The organism is Flavobacterium ginsengisoli (genome assembly GCF_029625315.1).
GTDB classification, from domain to species: Bacteria; Bacteroidota; Bacteroidia; order Flavobacteriales; family Flavobacteriaceae; genus Flavobacterium; species Flavobacterium ginsengisoli.
In genome coordinates this window covers 3,577,108-3,596,150 of record NZ_CP121110.1, presented here as the reverse complement: position 1 = coordinate 3,596,150, position 19,043 = coordinate 3,577,108, and the positions used below count along the sequence as shown (strand labels likewise).

General features: G+C 30.7%; 13 protein-coding genes, 1 tRNA gene and 3 pseudogenes. 11 read left to right on the top strand and 6 right to left on the bottom strand.

Annotated elements, in window-relative coordinates:
• Positions 1–569: 569 nt before the first annotated feature.
• Positions 570–2,687 (bottom strand): glutamine--tRNA ligase/YqeY domain fusion protein, encoded by a 2,118-nt coding sequence (locus P5P87_RS16760; RefSeq protein ID WP_198855070.1) that lies wholly within the window; start codon positions 2,685–2,687, stop codon positions 570–572.
• 107 nt (positions 2,688–2,794) lie between these two features.
• On the opposite strand from P5P87_RS16760, the gene folB reads away from it, so the two are divergent.
• Positions 2,795–3,154 (top strand): dihydroneopterin aldolase, encoded by a 360-nt coding sequence (gene folB, locus P5P87_RS16755; protein ID WP_111422890.1) that lies wholly within the window; start codon positions 2,795–2,797, stop codon positions 3,152–3,154.
• A gap of 94 nt (positions 3,155–3,248) precedes the next feature.
• Positions 3,249–3,319: transfer RNA gene (locus tag P5P87_RS16750), tRNA-Cys, on the top strand.
• Positions 3,320–3,756: 437 nt separating this feature from the next.
• Here the strand turns inward: P5P87_RS16750 and P5P87_RS16745 are convergent.
• The 3 genes and pseudogenes from P5P87_RS16745 to rnr form a co-directional block, all read right to left on the bottom strand.
• Positions 3,757–4,437: a LysE family translocator gene (locus P5P87_RS16745; RefSeq protein WP_198855069.1), complete on the bottom strand. Its 681-nt coding sequence runs from the start codon at positions 4,435–4,437 to the stop codon at positions 3,757–3,759.
• 13 nt (positions 4,438–4,450) lie between these two features.
• Positions 4,451–5,120 (bottom strand): annotated as a pseudogene (locus P5P87_RS16740) (head GIN domain-containing protein).
• A 22-nt stretch (positions 5,121–5,142) separates the two neighbouring features.
• On the bottom strand, positions 5,143–7,326 hold the full coding sequence (gene rnr / locus P5P87_RS16735) for a ribonuclease R (protein ID WP_278020000.1): 2,184 nt from the start codon (positions 7,324–7,326) through the stop codon (positions 5,143–5,145).
• A 110-nt stretch (positions 7,327–7,436) separates the two neighbouring features.
• Between rnr and P5P87_RS16730 the strand changes: the two genes are divergently transcribed.
• Together P5P87_RS16730 and rpiB are read left to right on the top strand one after the other, a co-directional pair.
• Positions 7,437–7,670 (top strand): putative signal transducing protein, encoded by a 234-nt coding sequence (locus P5P87_RS16730; RefSeq protein WP_017498760.1) that lies wholly within the window; start codon positions 7,437–7,439, stop codon positions 7,668–7,670.
• An 802-nt stretch (positions 7,671–8,472) separates the two neighbouring features.
• Positions 8,473–8,904, top strand: coding sequence for a ribose 5-phosphate isomerase B (gene rpiB, locus P5P87_RS16725; RefSeq protein WP_091129181.1), 432 nt, complete (start codon positions 8,473–8,475; stop codon positions 8,902–8,904).
• 150 nt (positions 8,905–9,054) lie between these two features.
• Here rpiB and P5P87_RS16720 read toward each other — a convergent pair whose 3' ends face one another.
• A complete protein-coding gene (locus P5P87_RS16720) occupies positions 9,055–9,324 on the bottom strand; it encodes a DUF1294 domain-containing protein (protein ID WP_278019999.1) in 270 nt (89 codons plus the stop codon).
• Positions 9,325–9,440: 116 nt separating this feature from the next.
• On the opposite strand from P5P87_RS16720, the pseudogene P5P87_RS16715 reads away from it, so the two are divergent.
• Positions 9,441–11,563, top strand: a pseudogene (locus P5P87_RS16715) (Tex family protein).
• Positions 11,564–11,796: 233 nt separating this feature from the next.
• Here the strand turns inward: P5P87_RS16715 and P5P87_RS16710 are convergent.
• Positions 11,797–11,979, bottom strand: a complete 183-nt coding sequence (locus tag P5P87_RS16710) for a Sec-independent protein translocase subunit TatA/TatB (protein WP_111378739.1) — start codon at positions 11,977–11,979, stop codon at positions 11,797–11,799.
• A 215-nt stretch (positions 11,980–12,194) separates the two neighbouring features.
• Between P5P87_RS16710 and P5P87_RS16705 the strand changes: the two are divergent.
• From P5P87_RS16705 to P5P87_RS16680, 6 genes and pseudogenes are all read left to right on the top strand, one after another.
• Positions 12,195–12,700: pseudogene (locus P5P87_RS16705) on the top strand (peptidase).
• An 11-nt stretch (positions 12,701–12,711) separates the two neighbouring features.
• Entirely contained in the window at positions 12,712–14,196 is a 1,485-nt protein-coding gene (locus P5P87_RS16700; RefSeq protein WP_278019998.1) for a GH3 auxin-responsive promoter family protein, read from the top strand.
• A 138-nt stretch (positions 14,197–14,334) separates the two neighbouring features.
• Positions 14,335–16,014, top strand: coding sequence for a DUF6909 family protein (locus P5P87_RS16695; RefSeq protein WP_278019997.1), 1,680 nt, complete (start codon positions 14,335–14,337; stop codon positions 16,012–16,014).
• Positions 16,015–16,021: 7 nt separating this feature from the next.
• Complete coding sequence (locus P5P87_RS16690) at positions 16,022–17,011, top strand: hypothetical protein (protein ID WP_278019996.1); 990 nt, start codon at positions 16,022–16,024, stop codon at positions 17,009–17,011.
• A 74-nt stretch (positions 17,012–17,085) separates the two neighbouring features.
• Positions 17,086–17,634 carry a hypothetical protein gene (locus P5P87_RS16685; RefSeq protein ID WP_198855060.1) on the top strand — a complete coding sequence of 183 codons (549 nt, stop codon included), beginning with the start codon at positions 17,086–17,088 and terminating at the stop codon, positions 17,632–17,634.
• A 180-nt stretch (positions 17,635–17,814) separates the two neighbouring features.
• Positions 17,815–19,041: an oligosaccharide flippase family protein gene (locus P5P87_RS16680; protein ID WP_278019995.1), complete on the top strand. Its 1,227-nt coding sequence runs from the start codon at positions 17,815–17,817 to the stop codon at positions 19,039–19,041.
• Positions 19,042–19,043: the final 2 nt, after the last annotated feature.

Here is a 19,043-nt window from a genome sequence, read left to right as displayed (position 1 = left end):
AATACAAACTAAATTTTAGACAATAATAATAATCAAAACTTATGATTATAAAAATTAAAGTCAAAAATATAAAAAATAAGAAAAAACCTTAATTTTAGTTTTTTTAGAAGAAAACTGGAAGCAAAAAAGTAAAAAAATAAAATAAAGAGTTTTAATGAATGAAAAGTAAAAAAAGGTCTTCTCTACTCGAATATTTTTTATTCTTCTTTAAAATTAAATTATGAAAGTCACTTTTAATATATAAAACAAATAAAAATATTAAAATTAATAGATTTTACTAATAATAGATAAAATATTAAAAATCACACATTTTAAATAATTAAATTTTATTATTAAGGATTTAAAACAAAAATTAGACATAAAAAAAGTACATAATCAAAATAAAGCTTTCTAATAGATTTAAAATAAAAAAATGAATTCCTTATCCAATAAAATTTTATTTTCGATTAAATTAAATTTATGAAAGTCAGTTTTAATCTATAAAAATTATAAAATTTTACTTTTTAATAGTTAACCTATATAATAAAAAAAAGCGCTTATAAAAGCGCTTTTAATAAATTTATCTGATATTACTTCTTCACCATTTCAGAAAGAATTTCAATTTCTCTCTCAGAAGCATTTTTTGGTGGATTTGAATATAATTTCAAAATTTCATCATCAAACTGATTTTTGAAACTTTCACTTTCAATATCTCTTAAATTTAAAAGTGCTTTTGATCTAACATAAGTCGATTCACTTTTTAGAGACATTGAATATAACTTCTTAATATCCTCTTCTTCAAAATCTGTTGATTTCCAGTTTGAATATTTCAAAATAAACTGAGAAAACAACAGCGAAGCCTTATTATTGTTGATATTCTTCTTTAAAGAATTCTGCAAAAGTGAAAAAGTCGAGATATTTTTAATGTTCTCCCCTATTGCACTTTCAATTGCAATTCTTTCTGGTTTAGTCTCAACTTTAAAATATTTGTTGATATCTTTCAAAGAATTATTGATGCTATTTTCTTCTTTTTTACCCTTTTCTTCCCAAGCATCTTTCAATCCAACAGTCTTGTTAAATACTAATTTTGAAGCAGTTGAATCTTTATCAACAGTAAAATAACCTAAACGTTGAAACTGAAATTTATCTTCATTTTGAGCTGTTGATAAACTTGGTTCAACATATCCAGTTACAATTTCTAATGAATTTGGATTCACAAAATCTAAGAAATTCTTCTCTTTATAACTGTCCGGAGCTTCATCTGTAAACAAACGATCATATAAACGAACTTCTGCTTCTAAAGCATGTTGAATAGAAACCCAATGCAATGTTCCTGACACTTTTCTTTGGCTTGCTTCTGTCCCACTTCCACTTAAAGAATCAGTATCATATGTTACGTGAATTTCTGTGATATTTCCGTTTCCATCTTTTACAACTGATTCACCTTTAATGATATAAGCATTTTTAAGACGAACTTCTTTTCCTAAAGTCAAACGGAAAAACTTAGCTGGAGCTTCTTCCAAAAAGTCTTCTCTTTCAATATATAATTCACGAGAAAAAGGCACTTTTCTGAAACCAGCATTTTCATCTTCTTGATTATTTTCTGCTTCCAACCACTCTTCTTTTCCTTCTGGATAATTGGTAATTACCAGTTTTACAGGATCTAAAACAGCCATTACACGAGGTGCAATTTTATTCAAATCTTCACGAATACAGAATTCTAAAACCGATACATTGATCAAATTATCACGTTTTGCAATACCAATTGTATTAGCAAAATTACGTAATGAAGCAGCTGTATAACCACGTCTTCTTAATCCAGAAATGGTTGACATTCTTGGATCATCCCAACCGTTAACATGCTTTTCTTTAACTAGTTGCTGTAATTTTCTTTTACTAACAACAGTATGTGATAAATTACGTCTAGCAAATTCTCTTTGTTTTGGACGTAGTTTATTTTCATCTAAAATCTGATCTAAAAACCAATCGTATAATTCACGGTGAGGCAAGAATTCAAGTGTACAAAATGAGTGCGAAATTTGTTCTAAATAATCACTTTGTCCGTGTGCCCAATCGTACATTGGATAGATTTTCCAAGCATCTCCAGTTCTGTGGTGATGTTTGTGTAAAATTCTATACATGATAGGATCACGCATTAACATGTTTGTTGATTTCATGTCAATTTTTGCACGAAGAATATGAGTACCAGCCTCAAATTCACCATTTTTCATTCTTTCGAATAAATCTAAGTTTTCTTCAACAGAACGATTTCTGTACGGACTATCAGTTCCTGGAGTTGTTGGAGTTCCTTTTTGGATCGCCATTTCTTCAGAAGTCTGACTGTCAACATACGCTTTATCTTTCTTAATTAAGAAAACTGCCCAATCGTATAATTGTTGGAAATAATCTGATGCATAACATTCTTCAGCCCAAGTATATCCTAGCCATTCTACATCTTTTTTAATAGCATCAACAAATTCCTGTTCTTCTTTTTCAGGGTTTGTATCATCAAAACGTAAATTCACAGGAGATTGATAATCAATTCCTAAACCAAAATTTAACGCAATAGAACTCGCGTGCCCAATGTGCAAATAACCATTAGGTTCTGGTGGAAAACGAAAGCGAAGTTTAGTATTTGAAAGACCTGATTTTACGTCTTCCTCTATGATTTGTTCAATAAAATTGAGTGATTTCTCTTCTGATGCCATTATTTTATAGTAATTTTAGCAAAGATAAAAAAAAGGTTTCAGGTTTCAGGTTTAAAGTTATCTAACTGGCATAAAACCTGAAACTTTAAACGTGAAACAACATAAAAATGGGAGTTATAAAATTGAAAAATATCCGTACTTTTTCTTACCACGGATGTTTAATTGAAGAAGGAAAAATTGGATCTGATTACAAAGTAGATCTAAAAATTAAAACCAATTTACAGAAATCAGCAGAAACAGATCATCTTTTAGACACTGTTGATTATGTTCATTTGAACAAAATTGTAGCCGAAGAAATGGCAATTCGTTCGCATTTATTGGAACATGTGGCCAAAAGAATCAATATTCGTGTGCTGGCAGAGATAGAAATGGTAGAAAAAACAACAGTTTGGGTTTCTAAAATAAATCCGCCTATTGGTGGTGATGTTGAGTCAGTTACTATAAAAATGACGGAAATTAGAAAGTAATTTTTAAAATTAAATTCCTAAAATTTTAAAATAGTTACTATGAAACTTTTGAAATTTAAAGATTTTAGTTACTTTTGCCAACCGTTCAAGTAATGGCGTCGTGGCCGAGCGGCTAGGCTGGGCTCTGCAAAAGCTCCTACTCCGGTTCGAATCCGGACGATGCCTCAAAAAGAGATACAGAAATGTGTCTCTTTTTTTGTGTTTAATTTTTAGGAAAAATTAATTAAATATATTGGTTCAAATCCGGACAATGCTTCAAAAAGAGATATGGAAATGTGTCTCTTTTTTTATGTATAATTAAAAAAAAATTAAAGCCTATATATTAACCCGACAGGTTTTAAAAACCTCTAGGGTTTTCTATTTAACGTAATTATACACAATCTTGTCATTTCGACGAAGGAGAAATCTCCACGAGAAGCTCTACAAAGATTGGATAATTGTTGCGGAGTTACTTGCGAAGATTTCTCCTTCGTCGAAATGACAAACTGTTGTCAACTCTATCAAAGTTTGAAACTTTGACAAAGTTCAAAACTAACAGTTATAAACATAAAAAAACCTCTGAAATTCAGAGGTTTAATTTTATATTTTTGAGTTATTAACAACTACTTCTTCTCTATTCTTTCGAAGGCATTTTTAACCATTTCCTTTTCTTTTGGAAACCAACCTTGAACTACTAATGCAAATCCGAAAACCATTAAAACAACGCTAATTCCTTTTTTAATTTTAAGAATATTAGTTGGAGTCATTTTTGATTTTAACTGTTTGGCTAATAAAATTTTAGCACAATCAATTAATAAATAAGTGATGATTACAGCGGCAAAAAAAGTCATCATTCTAGGAGTCTGCATTTCTAGTTTTGGTCCAACAGAAATAATTACTGCTAACCAGAATCCTAAGACTCCAATGTTGATAACGTTCAATAAAAACCCTTTTACAAACAAACTTGCGTAGTTTCTTTTTAAAATATCACGGTCAATTTCTTCGTCGTTTATTTTTTCTTCTTTTTTTAGTTTTACAAAAGAAATAATTCCATAAGAAAGCATAATTATCCCTCCAAAAATAAAAAGAGCTGGATCGTCTTTTAAACTTGAAATCAATCTGTAACTTCCTAAATAAGCGATAGCAATAAAGAAAATATCTCCTAATACTACGCCTAAATCGAAAACAATTGCAGATCTAAAACCTTTTGTAATACTGGTTTCTAATAAAACAAAAAATACTGGGCCAACCATAAAACTAAGAACAAGTCCCCATGGCAGTCCAGCCAGAATATCATTTATCATCAAATATCTCGTGTTATTTTACTTCTTCGATTTTACCACCAAAAACTGTTTTCTGATTTATTTGTTTTGGTTTTCCATAAATGTAAATAGAGCCTCCTGCGCTTACTTTTGCATCAACAAGGGTAGAAGCATTAACATCAGCTTTTCCTCCCGCAGAAACGCTTACAGTAGTCTGAGACGTCTCTAATTTACTTGCTAGTAAATATCCTCCTGCTCCTAGACTTGCATCTTGATTTGTTGCTTTACCAGTTAAAGTAATTTTACCTCCTGAAACTGAACTTACTTTTAATTTATCAACATCCAAATCAACGTTAATAATACCACCTTCTTGAGCACTAACCTTAAAAGAAGTTGCTTTAATAGCTTCAGTGCTATTTACCTCTGCTCCTTCATTAACATCTATCAATTCTAAATGTTTGTAATACAAAGTTACTTGAAGTTCATTTCCTGAAAGGAGTTTTGGAAAAGGCATTCTCAATTTTAAAATACCATTCTTATTAACAGCTTCTAATTCTGCTTCTCTTGTTCCTTTTATTACAATTTTATTTTCAGAACCTGGAACTAATTTTACACTTAATTTATCAAATACTTTTACGGTATCAAAATCGCCCAACTCTTTGGTAACCTGACCAAAAGACATTTGTACAAATAAAATTGCTTGCTCCTATAATTAGCTTTTTCATACTTTTATTTTTAAATTAATATTTATTCTGCTCTTCTTAAAAAATGAAAATCAAGTTGTTTTTTAACTAAATCGGCATTTTTTACTTTCACATAAATTTCGTCTCCCAATTGCAATAAACGGTTTGAAGTTGCTCCAACCAATGCATACTGTCTTTCGTCAAAAGTATAGTAGTCTTCTTTTATTTCTCTGATTCTTACCATTCCTTCGCATTTGTTAGAAACGATTTCAACATAAATTCCCCATTCGGTAACACCAGAAATAACACCAAGGAATTCTTCATCCTGATGATCCTGCATGTATTTAACCTGCATGTATTTAATACTATCTCGCTCAGCATTTGTTGCTAAGTTTTCCATGTTTGAACAATGCAGACATTTGGTTTCGTAAGTTTCTTCGTCTACAGAAGCTCCTCCATCCAAATAATACTGCGACAAACGGTGTACCATAACGTCTGGATAACGACGAATTGGCGATGTAAAATGGCTATAATAATCAAAAGCTAAACCATAATGACCAATATTATCAGTCGAATATTTGGCTTTGCTCATACTTCTAATAGCAAGAGTATCAATAAGATTTTGTTCTTTCTTACCGTTTACTTCTTCCATCAAAGCATTTATTGATTTAGCAATATCACCTTTTGTTCTAAAATCAATTTTATAACCAAACTTAGCAATAACTGTTTGCATTGCAACCAGTTTGTCTTCGTTTGGTTCGTCGTGAATACGGTAGACAAAGGTTTTCTTCTGTTTTCCAATATATTCTGCCACTTTTCTATTGGCTAAAAGCATAAATTCTTCAATCAAATGATTGGCATCTTTTGATATTTTGAAATAAACGCCTTCAGGTTCTCCTTCTTCATTTAGATTAAATTTAACTTCAACTTTATCAAAAGAAATAGCGCCTTGTTGCATTCTTTTCTTTCTTAAAATCTTAGCTAATTCATCTAGTTTTAAAGTAGCTTCAACAATTTCATCTGAAACAACATAAGAATCTCCTGTAATAGAAATATCAACTGGAATTGTATTATTTCCTTTTGTTTCAATAATATGCTGAGCCTCTTCATAAGCAAAACGCTGATCTGAATAAATTACAGTTCTTCCAAACCATTGGTTAATAACTTGTGCAGTTGGAGAAACTTCGAATATTGCAGAGAATGTATATTTCTCCTCATTCGGACGTAACGAACACGCAAAGTTAGACAATACTTCTGGAAGCATTGGCACTACTCTATCAACCAAATAAACCGAAGTTGCTCTTTGATACGCTTCATCATCCAGAATTGTACCTTCTTCTAAATAATAGGAAACATCAGCAATATGAATTCCGATTTCGAAGTTTCCATTCTCTAACTTTTTGAAAGACAAGGCATCATCAAAATCTTTTGCATCTTTTGGATCTATCGTAAACGTAAGCGTATCACGCATATCACGACGTTTTGCAATCTCAGATTCCTGAATTGAAGTATCTAGTTTTTGTGCAAAGACTTCAACTTCTACAGGGAAATCTGCAGGCAATCCGTATTCCGCTAAAATAGCATGAATCTCAGTATTATGTTCTCCAGGTTTTCCTAAAACTCTAATTACAGATCCGAACGGACTATCGGCTCTTTTTGGCCAATCTTCAATCTTCACTAAAACTACATCACCGTTTTCTGCTTCACCAAGTTTATCCTTAGGAATAAAAATATCGGTATACATTTTAGGGTTTGCAGTAGACACAAAAGCAAAATTTGGTTGCATATCTATTACACCTACAAATTCTGTTTTATCTCTTTCTATAACTTCAATAACTTCACCCTCAGGTCTTTTACCTTTTCTTCTGTTATAAACGTAAACTTTTACTTTGTCTTTATCTAATGCACGATTCAAATTATTGGTAGGAATAAAAACATCTTCTTCAAACTCATCACAAATAAAATATGCCGTTTTTCTGCTCGTCATATCTATTGTTCCTTCGTAATAATCCTGGCTTACTGCTTTAATCAAGTATTTTCCAGGTTCTGTTTCTATAATCTTCTTTTGAGTCACAAGAATCTTTAAATCTTTTATGATCTGATTTCTGCTTTTTGTATCGTCTAATTCTAGCTTAGCTCCTATTTGTTTGTAATTGAAAGGTTTATTAGCATTTTGCGATAAAATCTTAAGTATTTTTCCAGAGAAATCTTTCTCTTTTTTTATCGGCTTTCTAATTTTCTTACTCATATATCTTTTCTAATAAGGCTTAAAATTACAAATAAGATATCAGATAATACTTTTTAGCAAATAGAATTATTAAAAATATAACTTTTCGTACATTTACAAAAAGACCTAAAATGGAAAGCTTTAAAACGATTGCCGTATTCAATTATCTGCACGAAACAGTGGTTCTCAAACACTTACTGGAACAAGAAGGAATTCCTTATTTTTTCGAAAACGAAATGACGCTCTCAGTCGTTCCATTATACTCAACAGCACTTGGCGGAATCAAACTCAAAGTTCATCCAAACGATTTCGAAGAAGTTCAGCAAATCTTGGACAATCTCAACAATCCTCTCAAAATCGTCTAAAACAAAATTCAAACAAACTCAAAACAGAGTAAAATTCAATTCATCAAAAAATTTTTTTCCTTTTCAACTTTTTTAGTTTTCAACATATATTAAATACAACAAAAAAGATTTTTAAAAATTTAAAAAAAATTTATGGTTATTATAGCGTGTTAATATGTCGAATAAATTTTTTTTTGAAGTCATTGAAATCTCGTTTTACTTATTTATTCTGAGTTATCAACATAGTTATTTTTGGTTAAATGATTAATTTTTAAGACTTTTTGTATTTTAATTAACAACGGTTGACAACCAAATTTGAATTGATTTTGTAGATAAGTTGATATGTTGATTTGTGTTGAAAATGGTATTTTTAATATTGATAACTTTTCCAAAAATTCACGAAACTTTTCTTGCATATTTAAATCACGTTTTGGATTAAGCATTTTTCTTAAACAACCAAAAAAAACTTCTAATTTTCTTTTCGAACTTATTAACATTTTCTGTTAACTTAAAGTTAATTGAATATCAAGCAATTACAAACTCCTATTAACACCTCAAAATTTTAACAAATATTCTGAATATTATTTATTGATTTTGAGATACTTATAGAGTTATCAAAATTGTTAATAACCTATAAGGTTTTGACAGTAAGATAGTTGTAAAATAAGGGTTTTTGCAATGAATTGAACGAATGTTCACGAATTTATATTGTAATGTTTATATAGTATTGAAAAAGAAAATAATTTGTGAAAATTGGTGCAATTCGTGGCAAACATACATTTATTAAGTAAATTTGCATGACACAACTAAATAGTATAGAAAAATGAAAATTTCGATAGGAAACGACCACGCAGGGCCAGAATATAAAAAAGCAATTGTTGAAATGCTTAAAGCTAGAGGATATGAGGTAACAAATTATGGAACAGATACTGATGCTTCAGTAGATTATCCAGATTTTGGGCATCCAGTTGCCAATGATGTATCTGAAGGAAAAGCTGATTTTGGAATCGTAATCTGTGGAAGCGGTAACGGAATTGCAATGACTGTTAATAAACACCCGAAAGTAAGAGCTGGTTTATGCTGGACTAAAGAAATTGCATATCTAACTCGTTTACACAATGATGCAAATATTGTTAGTATTCCAGCGAGATTCACATCTATTCATCAAGCTGTTGAAATCGTTGAAACTTTTCTTGATACTGCTTTTGAAGGCGGAAGACACCAAAATAGAGTAAATAAAATTGCTTGTTCGTAAAAAGTCAAAAAAAAATTCGGTGCTTCGCACCTATTCATAAACACACCGGGCCGATTTTTAATTTGCTCGGTTTTTTATTTAAGTATTTATAATTCAATTATTTAACTTCTATAAAAACATTGTTTTTTGAGTTATCAACAATGTTAATATCTACTTTTTATAATTCAAAAGAGCATATATAAGTGCTACTTGGATTGCTAAAATCACAGTAAACTTTACAATAAAAGAAGTTTTACTCGTTTTATGTTTAAATAATAACATTGCTGTTAATAACCCTAGTGAACCACCCGTTAGAGCCATGAGAAACAAGGTTTTTTCAGGAACACGTCGGTTATTTTTTCGAGCTTGAGATTTGTCATATCCAGCGAAAATAAAAACGAGCACATTTATAAATAAAAAATATAGTAATAAAACTTCCATTGGCTTAAAATTAGAAACAAAGATATTATTTTAGCCGAATGATTTACTATTTTGCAGAAATGCTTTAACAAGTAAATTATATCATTTTTAAGTAAGAAAATCATTTCATTAAAAGTATGACTAATATTCAATTTATTGCCAAGTCTGTTCAGGCACCGGCAGTTAGTATTCAAAACACAGTAAAATTATTAGAGGAAGACTGTACAATTCCGTTTATTTCGCGTTACCGAAAAGATGCGACCGGAAACCTTGATGAAACTGTTATTGAGCATATTGCAAAATTGCAGAAAGAATACGATACGCTTATAAAACGTAAAGAAGCTGTTTTAAAATCGATCGAAGAGCAAAAAGCACTTACGCCAGAATTGAAGAAAAAAATTGAAGACAGTTTTGATTTACAAGAAATAGAAGATTTCTACCTTCCGTACAAAAAGAAGAAAAAACAAAAGCCGATGTTGCGCGCGAATTTGGTTTAGAACCTTTAGCAAAACTGATTATATCTGAAAGTGATGCCGATATCGATTTTATTTCGACACAATACATTAATGAAAATGTTATTAACGAAGAAGCGACTATTCAAGGCGCAAGAGATATTGTAGCAGAATGGATTAATGAAAATATTTATGTTCGTAAACAGTTGCGTAGATTATTTCAGCGAAAAGCAACTATCGCTACAAAAGTGGTTAAAAAGAAAGCTGAAGAAGAAGGTGCACAAAAATTCAACCAATATTTTGATTGGGAAGAGCCTTTAACAAAAGCGCCAGCACACCGTTTATTAGCGATGCTTCGTGCAGAAAATGAAGGTTTTATTAAAATGAAAATTGATGTTGATATCGACGATGCTTACGATGTAATTGACGAAATCATCATTAAAAAACAAAATAATACGACAGCGCATTTACAGCTGGCGATTGAAGATAGTTACAAACGTTTGTTGAATCCAGCAATTGGAAACGAAACGGCGCAAGAAGCAAAAGCAAAAGCCGATGCAAACTCAATTCAGGTTTTTGCTAACAATTTAGGACAACTTTTATTAGCTCCGCCATTGGGAGAAAAACGTATTTTGGCAATTGATCCAGGATTTAGAAGCGGTTGTAAAGTAGTTTGTCTGGACGAAAAAGGTGATTTATTATACAACGAAACCATTTATCCGCACGCGCCTCAAAATGAGGAATCAATGGCGATAAAGAAAATCCGTTCGATGGTAAATGCGTATCAAATTGATGCCATTTCTATCGGAAACGGAACAGCTTCTCGCGAAACAGAATTTTTCATCAAAAAAATCGCGTTTGATAAACCAATTCAAGTATTTGTAGTTTCTGAGGCAGGAGCTTCGGTTTATTCTGCTTCAAAAATTGCGAGAGAAGAATTTCCAAATTATGATGTAACCGTTCGTGGTTCGGTTTCTATTGGGAGACGACTTTCAGATCCGTTGGCCGAATTGGTAAAAATTGATCCAAAAGCGATTGGAGTAGGACAGTATCAGCACGATGTTGACCAAACAAAATTAAAAGAAGAATTAGATAATACGGTTATTCGTTGCGTAAACTCGGTTGGAATTAACATTAACACTGCAAGTAAGCATTTATTAAGTTACGTGAGTGGAATCGGGGAGAAGCTAGCAGAGAACATTGTACAATACCGTTCTGAAAACGGACCTTTTGAAGATAGAAAGCGACTTAAAAAAGTGCCACGTTTAGGAGATAAAGCATATCAACAAGGAGCAGCGTTTATTAGAATTACAAATGCTAAAAATCCGTTAGATAATTCGGCTGTACACCCAGAAGCATATCCGGTTGTTGAAAAGATGGCGAAGGATTTGAATATTTCTTTAAATGACTTAATTGCAAACAAAGATAAAACAGCGCTTATTAAGGCCGAAAAATATGTAACACCTGAAATTGGTTTACTTACGCTAAAAGACATCATAAAAGAGCTTGAAAAGCCGGGATTGGATCCAAGAAAGTCGGCTAAGGTTTTTGAATTTGATGCCAATGTAAAATCAATCAAAGATTTGAAAACAGGAATGATATTACCAGGGATTGTGAATAACATTACCAACTTTGGCTGTTTTGTTGACATCGGAATCAAAGAAAGCGGATTAGTGCATATTTCACAGTTAAAAGCTGGTTTCGTGAGTGATGTAAACGAAGTGGTAAAATTACACCAGCATGTTGATGTGAAAGTGACTGAGATTGATGAAGATAGAAAGAGAATTCAGTTGACGATGATTTTGTAAAAATTCCAATTTTTTTAAATACCAAATTCCAAAAACTTGCGTAATCTTGTCATTTCGACCGAAGGGAAAATCTTCACAAGTAACTCCGTTACAATTGTCCAATTTTTGTAGAGTTTCTAGCGAAGATTTCGACCGAAGGGAGAAATCACAAAACTATTGAGTAGGTTCATTATGAGCCATAAAAAAAATCCCAAACTACATTGTAGTTTGGGATTTTAATTTTTTCGAATTTCTTATTTTGTTTCTTCTTCTTCTTGTTTTTTAGAAGCAGCAGGTTGATCGTCTTTAGCGGCGTTTTTAAATTCCTTAATTCCACTTCCTAAACCTTTCATTAATTCTGGAATTTTTTTACCTCCAAAAAGTAATATCACAATACCTACGATAACAAGGATTTCTGTAAGACCTAATCTTCCCATGACTAACTATATTTAATGCCGAAGCAAATTGATTTTTATTAATTATCCCGCAAAGGTATATAGAAATATACGAAATAGAAGTATTTTTAGTTTAAAATATTTCAATAAGACTACGTTAAATATTTTATAAAATCGTAGATTATAGCTCTTCATGAAATTTTTCGAATAAATATCATGATGATTAATTACTATATTTGCTAGCATAAAGAAGGATAATGACTAAGAAAAATAAAAAGAATTTTAGAAAAAAACTGTTCATTAAAAACCGATTAGTAATTTTAAATGAAGACACTTTTGAAGAGATCTTTTCTTTTAGGCTTACTTTAATGAATGTATTTGTAACGTTTACTTTAGGCGGAATATTTCTAATTTTGGTTACTACTTTCATTATCGCATTTACTCCGCTTCGCGAATTTATTCGGGATATTCTTCTACAGAATTGAAACGAAATGCTACGAGACTGGCAATTAAATCAGATTCTTTAGAAACGGCTTTAAAACACAATGAAATTTATATAAAAGGAATCCAGAAAGTTTTAAAAGGAGAATTAGAATATTCAAAATTTAACAAAGATTCTATATTAACAGAGTCTGTTGAAGACGCTTTAGATTTAAATATGAAAGCCTCAGAGGCCGAAATAAAACTAAGAGAAGATGTCGCTGAAACCGAAAAAGAAACGAAGACAAAATCTAAAGACAAAAAGAAAAGTGACAAAAAATAATACCACTAAAAATGTCAATTAAGTCAATTGCGGCAAAAATTTTTGCCCGAAAAATATATAAACAAACTCTTAAATGGGCAAATAAGCCAATTCAAACCCAACATGAGGTTTTTAAAAGTTTGATTGAGATTGCACAAAACACTGAATTTGGAAAAGATCATAATTTTAATGAGATAAAAACTTTTGAAGATTTTCAGAAACGTGTTCCAGTTAGAGATTATGAAGATCTAAAACCGTATGTCGAAAAGGTTGTAAAAGGAGAAGCTGATATTCTTTGGAAAGGAAAACCATTATATTTTGCTAAAACTTCTGGAACAACTTCTGGCGCAAAATTTATTCCGTTAACTAAAGAATCTATGCCATTTCATATAGAAGCGGCTCGAAATGCAATTCTTCATTATATTAACGAAACGGGAAAAGCCGATTTTGTTGACGGAAAAATGATCTTTTTGCAAGGAAGTCCTATTCTAACGGAGAAATACGGAATTAAGTTTGGAAGACTTTCTGGAATCGTGGCGCATTTTGTTCCAAAATATCTGCAGAAAAACAGAATGCCATCTTGGGAAACGAATTGTATTGAAGATTGGGAAACCAAAGTAGATGCAATTGTCGATGAAACAATACGAGAAGATATGTCTGTTATTTCTGGAATTCCGTCTTGGGTACAGATGTATTTTGAACGTTTACAGCAAAAAAGCGGTGGTAAAAAGATTAGTGAAATATTCAAAAATTTCAATCTGTTTATTTACGGAGGTGTAAATTATGAGCCGTATCGTGCCAAATTTGAGCAGATGATTGGCAAGAAAGTAGACAGTATAGAATTGTTTCCAGCTTCTGAAGGTTTTTTTGCGTACCAAGATTCACAGAAAGAAAAAGGAATGTTATTACTTTTAAAATCTGGTATTTTCTATGAGTTTATAAAAGCAGATGAATTCTTTAACGAAAACCCGAAAGTATACACAATTGGCGAAGTTGAGGTAGGAGTAAACTATGTTTTGATTATTTCGACAAATGCAGGACTTTGGCGTTATAATATTGGAGATACTATTCAATTTACTTCTTTGGATCCGTATCGAGTTATAGTTTCTGGACGTATTAAACATTATATTTCGGCTTTTGGAGAGCACGTAATTGCTAATGAAGTCGAAAATGCGATGAAAGAAGCTATAAATTCTACCAATATTGTTATTAACGAATTTACCGTAGCACCACAAATTACGCCAGCTAGCGGATTACCTTACCACGAATGGTTTGTAGAATTTGAAAAAGAGCCAGAAAACATGGAAGTTTTTGCCGAAAAGATTGATAACTCGATGCGAAAGCAAAACATTTATTATGACGATTTAATTACCGGAAATGTTTTAAGAAAAGTAGTGATCACTAAAGTTTCTAAAAACGGATTTCAAGATTATATGAAATCGCAAGGAAAACTGGGTGGACAGAATAAAATACCTAGATTATCAAATAATAGGGATATTGCAGATAATTTGAAGTAAAATCGGCTTTTAAAAAGGTCATCTAACAATTTGTTAAATGGGAATTCATTAAAGTTTTGTATATAATTCCTAATTTCGTTTATCGAAATATTTGTATCTTCTTAAAAAAAATGAAGAAGATTTTTAAAATAAAAAAGCATGAAAGAAACTAAACATATATCAAGATCAAGAGCACAGGAATCTTCTGCGGCGATAGAAAAAATGTACATTACAATGCGCCATTTATTCAACCGTGGTTTTTACAAACCAATGGGAGTTTCTGGTGATAGTTTAAGAGAATCATTATTAGCGTTACGTCCAGAAATTTATGGGAATATTGCAGAAGAAAAAGTAGAATTAAACGGACTTTTATACGTTATTGAGCGTCTTCCAATTGGAATTGAGCAATGCCGTTTTATTAATTTAACTTCAGACGAAGGATATTCTAAATCGCATTTTCAGCCGATTGTTCCTCCAAAAAGAAGAAGAAATTGCTACAGAATAGACGAAGAACAAATGAATGTAGAAATCACACGTGGACGTTCTGACATTTATGATATTCTAACACATTTGACTTTCATTTTTATTGAATCTCATAAAATTAAAAATAGAGTTTTAATCGATGATGGTGGAGAGGTTTCTCGCGATTGGCAGAAACTGGAGCAAGCTGTTATGCAAACTAAAAAGCTAACACAGATTGAGAAAGAAAAAGCCATTTCGCATGTTGCAAATATTTTAGCGAGAACTTTTGAGGAAGTTTTGGATATCTATGATGCTTTTGGTTCAGAAACTGCACCAGATCGTTTCCTGCACGTAATTTATTGGTTAGGAAAATTAGCAATCGAAGAAATTGTTGAAAACAATAAACGTACAATTACTTTTAGTCCAGTTTTACGTGAGCGTCTTGGTCATCATATTCATGGAGAAATCTGGGCAACAAATATTAAAGAAGTTTTAAAAGCAAACGATTTGTTGAAAAGACCAATTCACGTAATTAGTGCCAATATGCATAGTGTAATGAATTCGATCTTTGCAACACCTTTGCTGAAAACAAAATATAAAGGAAAAACAGATTTCTTTATTTATGAAGAATTAAGTAGTTCTGGCTCAAAAGAAATTAGAGCTCAAGTAGAAGATTTGGCTTTAAAAAACGGAATGATTTCGTTGCCAGATTGTTCAGGAACCAATATCGATGTTCAGATTTTTGATACAGCAAAAATTGACTGGTCAAAAACAGCATTTTCACATGCAAATGTAGGCGAAGACAAACCGGTAATCATTGTAATGGATTATGCTTTTGGTGAGCAGGCTTATGAAACTATTGATGAGCTCTTAAAACCATATAAAAAAGAAACTTTACTAAATATAAAATCGGTTTCTATTATGGGTAAAGCAGGAATTCTAGAAGGTGGAAAAGGAGATATCATGATTCCTTCTGCTCATATTAACGAAGGAACGGCCGATAACTATTTCTTCGAAAATGAACTAACAGGTTCTATGTTCGAAGGAAATGACATTGATATTTACGAAGGAGCAATGGTTACTGTTTTAGGAACGTCATTGCAAAACAGAGATTTATTGAAGTTTTTCCACGAATCGACTTGGGGTGTAATCGGTCTAGAAATGGAAGGTTCTTATTACCAAAAAGCGATTCAGTCAGCATCAAAAATTAGAAAAAGCGTTCCGCACGATATAAAAGTTCGTTACGCCTATTATGCATCAGATAATCCTCTTGAAACAGGAAGCACTTTGGCTTCAGGCGGATTGGGAACAACTGGTGTAAAACCTACTTATTTAATTACGATTAAAATTTTAGAGCAGATTTTCAATATAAAATAAATTGTGAATGAGTACAAAAGTACCGCAGGATAATACAGATCAAGAGATTGATTTAGCTGATGTTTCAAAAAAGATTAATGGATTTTTTGAATCTACTAAAAGATCTATTTTCAATGCAATTCAGTTCTTTATTAAGAATTGGAAGATTTCGGCAATTTTAATTATTGTTGGGTTTGGTATTGGTCTTTTTTTAGACAAAACTCAAAAGAAATATGACCATCAGATTATTGTGGCGCCAAATTTTGGAAGCATAGAATATCTATATTCAAAAATTGATTTGATAAGCTCAAAAATCAATGAAGACGATAGCTTATTTTTAAAGAAAAATGTAGGTATTAAAAAACCAAATAAACTGGTTACTATAGAAATTGAACCTGTTGCAGACGTTTATAATTTTATAAATAATAAGCCTGAAAATTTTGAATTAATAAAGTTAATGGCTGATAATGGAGATATAAAAAAGATTATTTCGGATGATATAACTAGTAAGAATTACCGTTTTCATAGTATTTCAATTAGAACTGATGGTTTAATTGATGATAAAGAAATTATAGAGCCTATCTTGAAATATTTAAACGAAGCGGAATATTATAAAAAAATTCAGGAAGCACAACTGGCAAATGTCAAAGCAAAAATGGCACAAAATGAAGTCACTATTGCTCAAATAGATGGGGTCTTAAATGAATTTTCTGCTAACGCAAACTCTCAAAAAAGTGACAAATTAGTTTATTATAATGAAAATAATCAGCTTAATGATGTCATTAGAACAAAAGGAGATTTAGTTAATGAACAAGGAAGCCATAGACTTGAATTAATAGGATACGATAAAATTATCAAAGATATTAGTACAACAATAAATATCGAGAAAAAAGGTATTCTTTATGGACACAAGAAATTGTTATTTCCTTTCTTGTTTATTTTAATTTATATTTCTCTACAATATTTTAAGAATTTTTACAGAAAACAAAAGTCATTAATTGTAGAAAAAACAGTCTAAAAAAAATATAATAGTATTATCGAGGTAAAGCTTTTTTTAAAGTTTAAAAACTAAATTAGCCAAAAATTTCCAAAATGAAAACAAAACTATTTTTTGTAAGTTTAATTTTATTTGTAACGTTTACTTCTTGTAAAAAAGAAGCCAATAAAGATGAGGTTAAACCAGCCGAAGTTGAAGTAAAGAACAACAATTTTCAAGTAACGTTATCAGCAATTGTAAAAGCAGACGATAATTTTCAGTTGTATTATAGCCAGGATGCTTATGAGGTTCCTTATAAAGAAGAAAATTCTGTTTGGACAGCTGTAAAAGCTAACGAGAATCAGCAAGATATTGTTTTTAACTTACCAGAAGATGTAATTCCAAATTACATTAGAATTGATTTTGGAACTAATGAAGCGCAAAAAGAAATTGTTATTAAGAATTTTAGAATGAAATACTATAGCAAAAGTTTTGAAGCTAAAGACTCGCTATTTTTTAACTATTTTATACCAAATGATTGTATAAAAATTCTAGACAAGAAAAATTCAACTATTCAAAACTTCAAAACAAAAGAAGGAAAATATGATCCGTTGTTTTATTCAGAGAAAGCGCTTTATGATCAAATTCAATTAATCGTAAAATAACTTTACTTTATAAATATCTAAGAGCCACAATTTTGTGGCTCTTTTTATCTAGTTTCGTTATAAAAGATTCTGTAACTTTCTATCTATTTTTTAAATCATCTTGAATCTTTGTCGCATTTGTAAACCAATCTTATTATCTTGTTTAGATCAAAATACTTAAAGATATTGCAGAATAACCGAATGAAAAATTTTGTTATTTACGGCATTGGTCAGATTATTAATCTGGTTAGTCCGCTGCTGGTTGTACCATATTTGGTTGCTATTTGCGAAAAAGAAGGATTAGGAAAGATTGCGGTTGGTTTTTCGTTTGCTTTAATATTAAATGTTTTAGTTGATTATGGTTCTTACATTAACGGAACTAAAGAAATATCAATTAACAGAAACAATCCTGAAATTATAAAAAAGAAAATAGTTTCTATTTATGTAATGAAATTGTTTTTGACTGTAATTTTACTATTTGCAGCTCTTTTACTTATTTATTTTGTCCCATTTTTTAATAAGGAACAAGCCGTTTTCTTTTTTAGTTTTTTGTATGTAATAGGTCAATTAATAAATCCCACTTGGATTTTTCAGGGTTTAGAAAATTACAAATGGATCTCTTTCATTAATATTATTTCTAAAATAATCTATGTGGCTGGCATTTTTATTTTTATCCATAAAAAGGATGATTATATTTATGCCAATGCTTATTTGGGATTAGGATTGATAATTTCAAGTTTGATAGGATTGGCTAGTCTTATAAAAAAATACAATTTAAGGTTCTACAACAATGTTACTAAAGACGCTTTACAGTTGTTAAAAGAGGAATTCTCTCTAACATTTTCACAATTGTTTCTTTCGTTTTATCAATATCTGCCCATAATGATAATTAGTTATGTGGGCGGAAATGGCATGGCAGGACAATATAGAATTATAGAACAGATTATAATGACTTTTAGAACATATCTGCAAATGTTTTTTAATTTTATATATGCCGATGTTTGTTTGCAGATACACTTGAATTTAAAAAAAGGTATTTATAATTGGCTGAAATATAATGGCTTAAATTATCTATTTGTTCTATCATTAGTATTTATTGCATTTGTTTTAACAGAGCAGATTTTGTTATATTTCAATATTCCTTCAAATGAATTAGAATCAATGGCATTCTTTTTTAGGTTAGGTTTAATTATACCCATATTTATGGCAATTTCTTTTGCTTTAAAACAATTGCTTTTTGCATTAGACAGAAATAGGGTATATATACATATTACAATTGGTTCTTCTGTTTTTAGTTTACTTGTATTTTTTCTATTAGTAAAAAACATCGGATTGCAAGGTGCTTTTATTGCTACAATTATTATCGAAATACTGGTGATAATTGCCTATTGTTTAGTTTTAAAACCAATGATTAAATTGAATAAGTAATA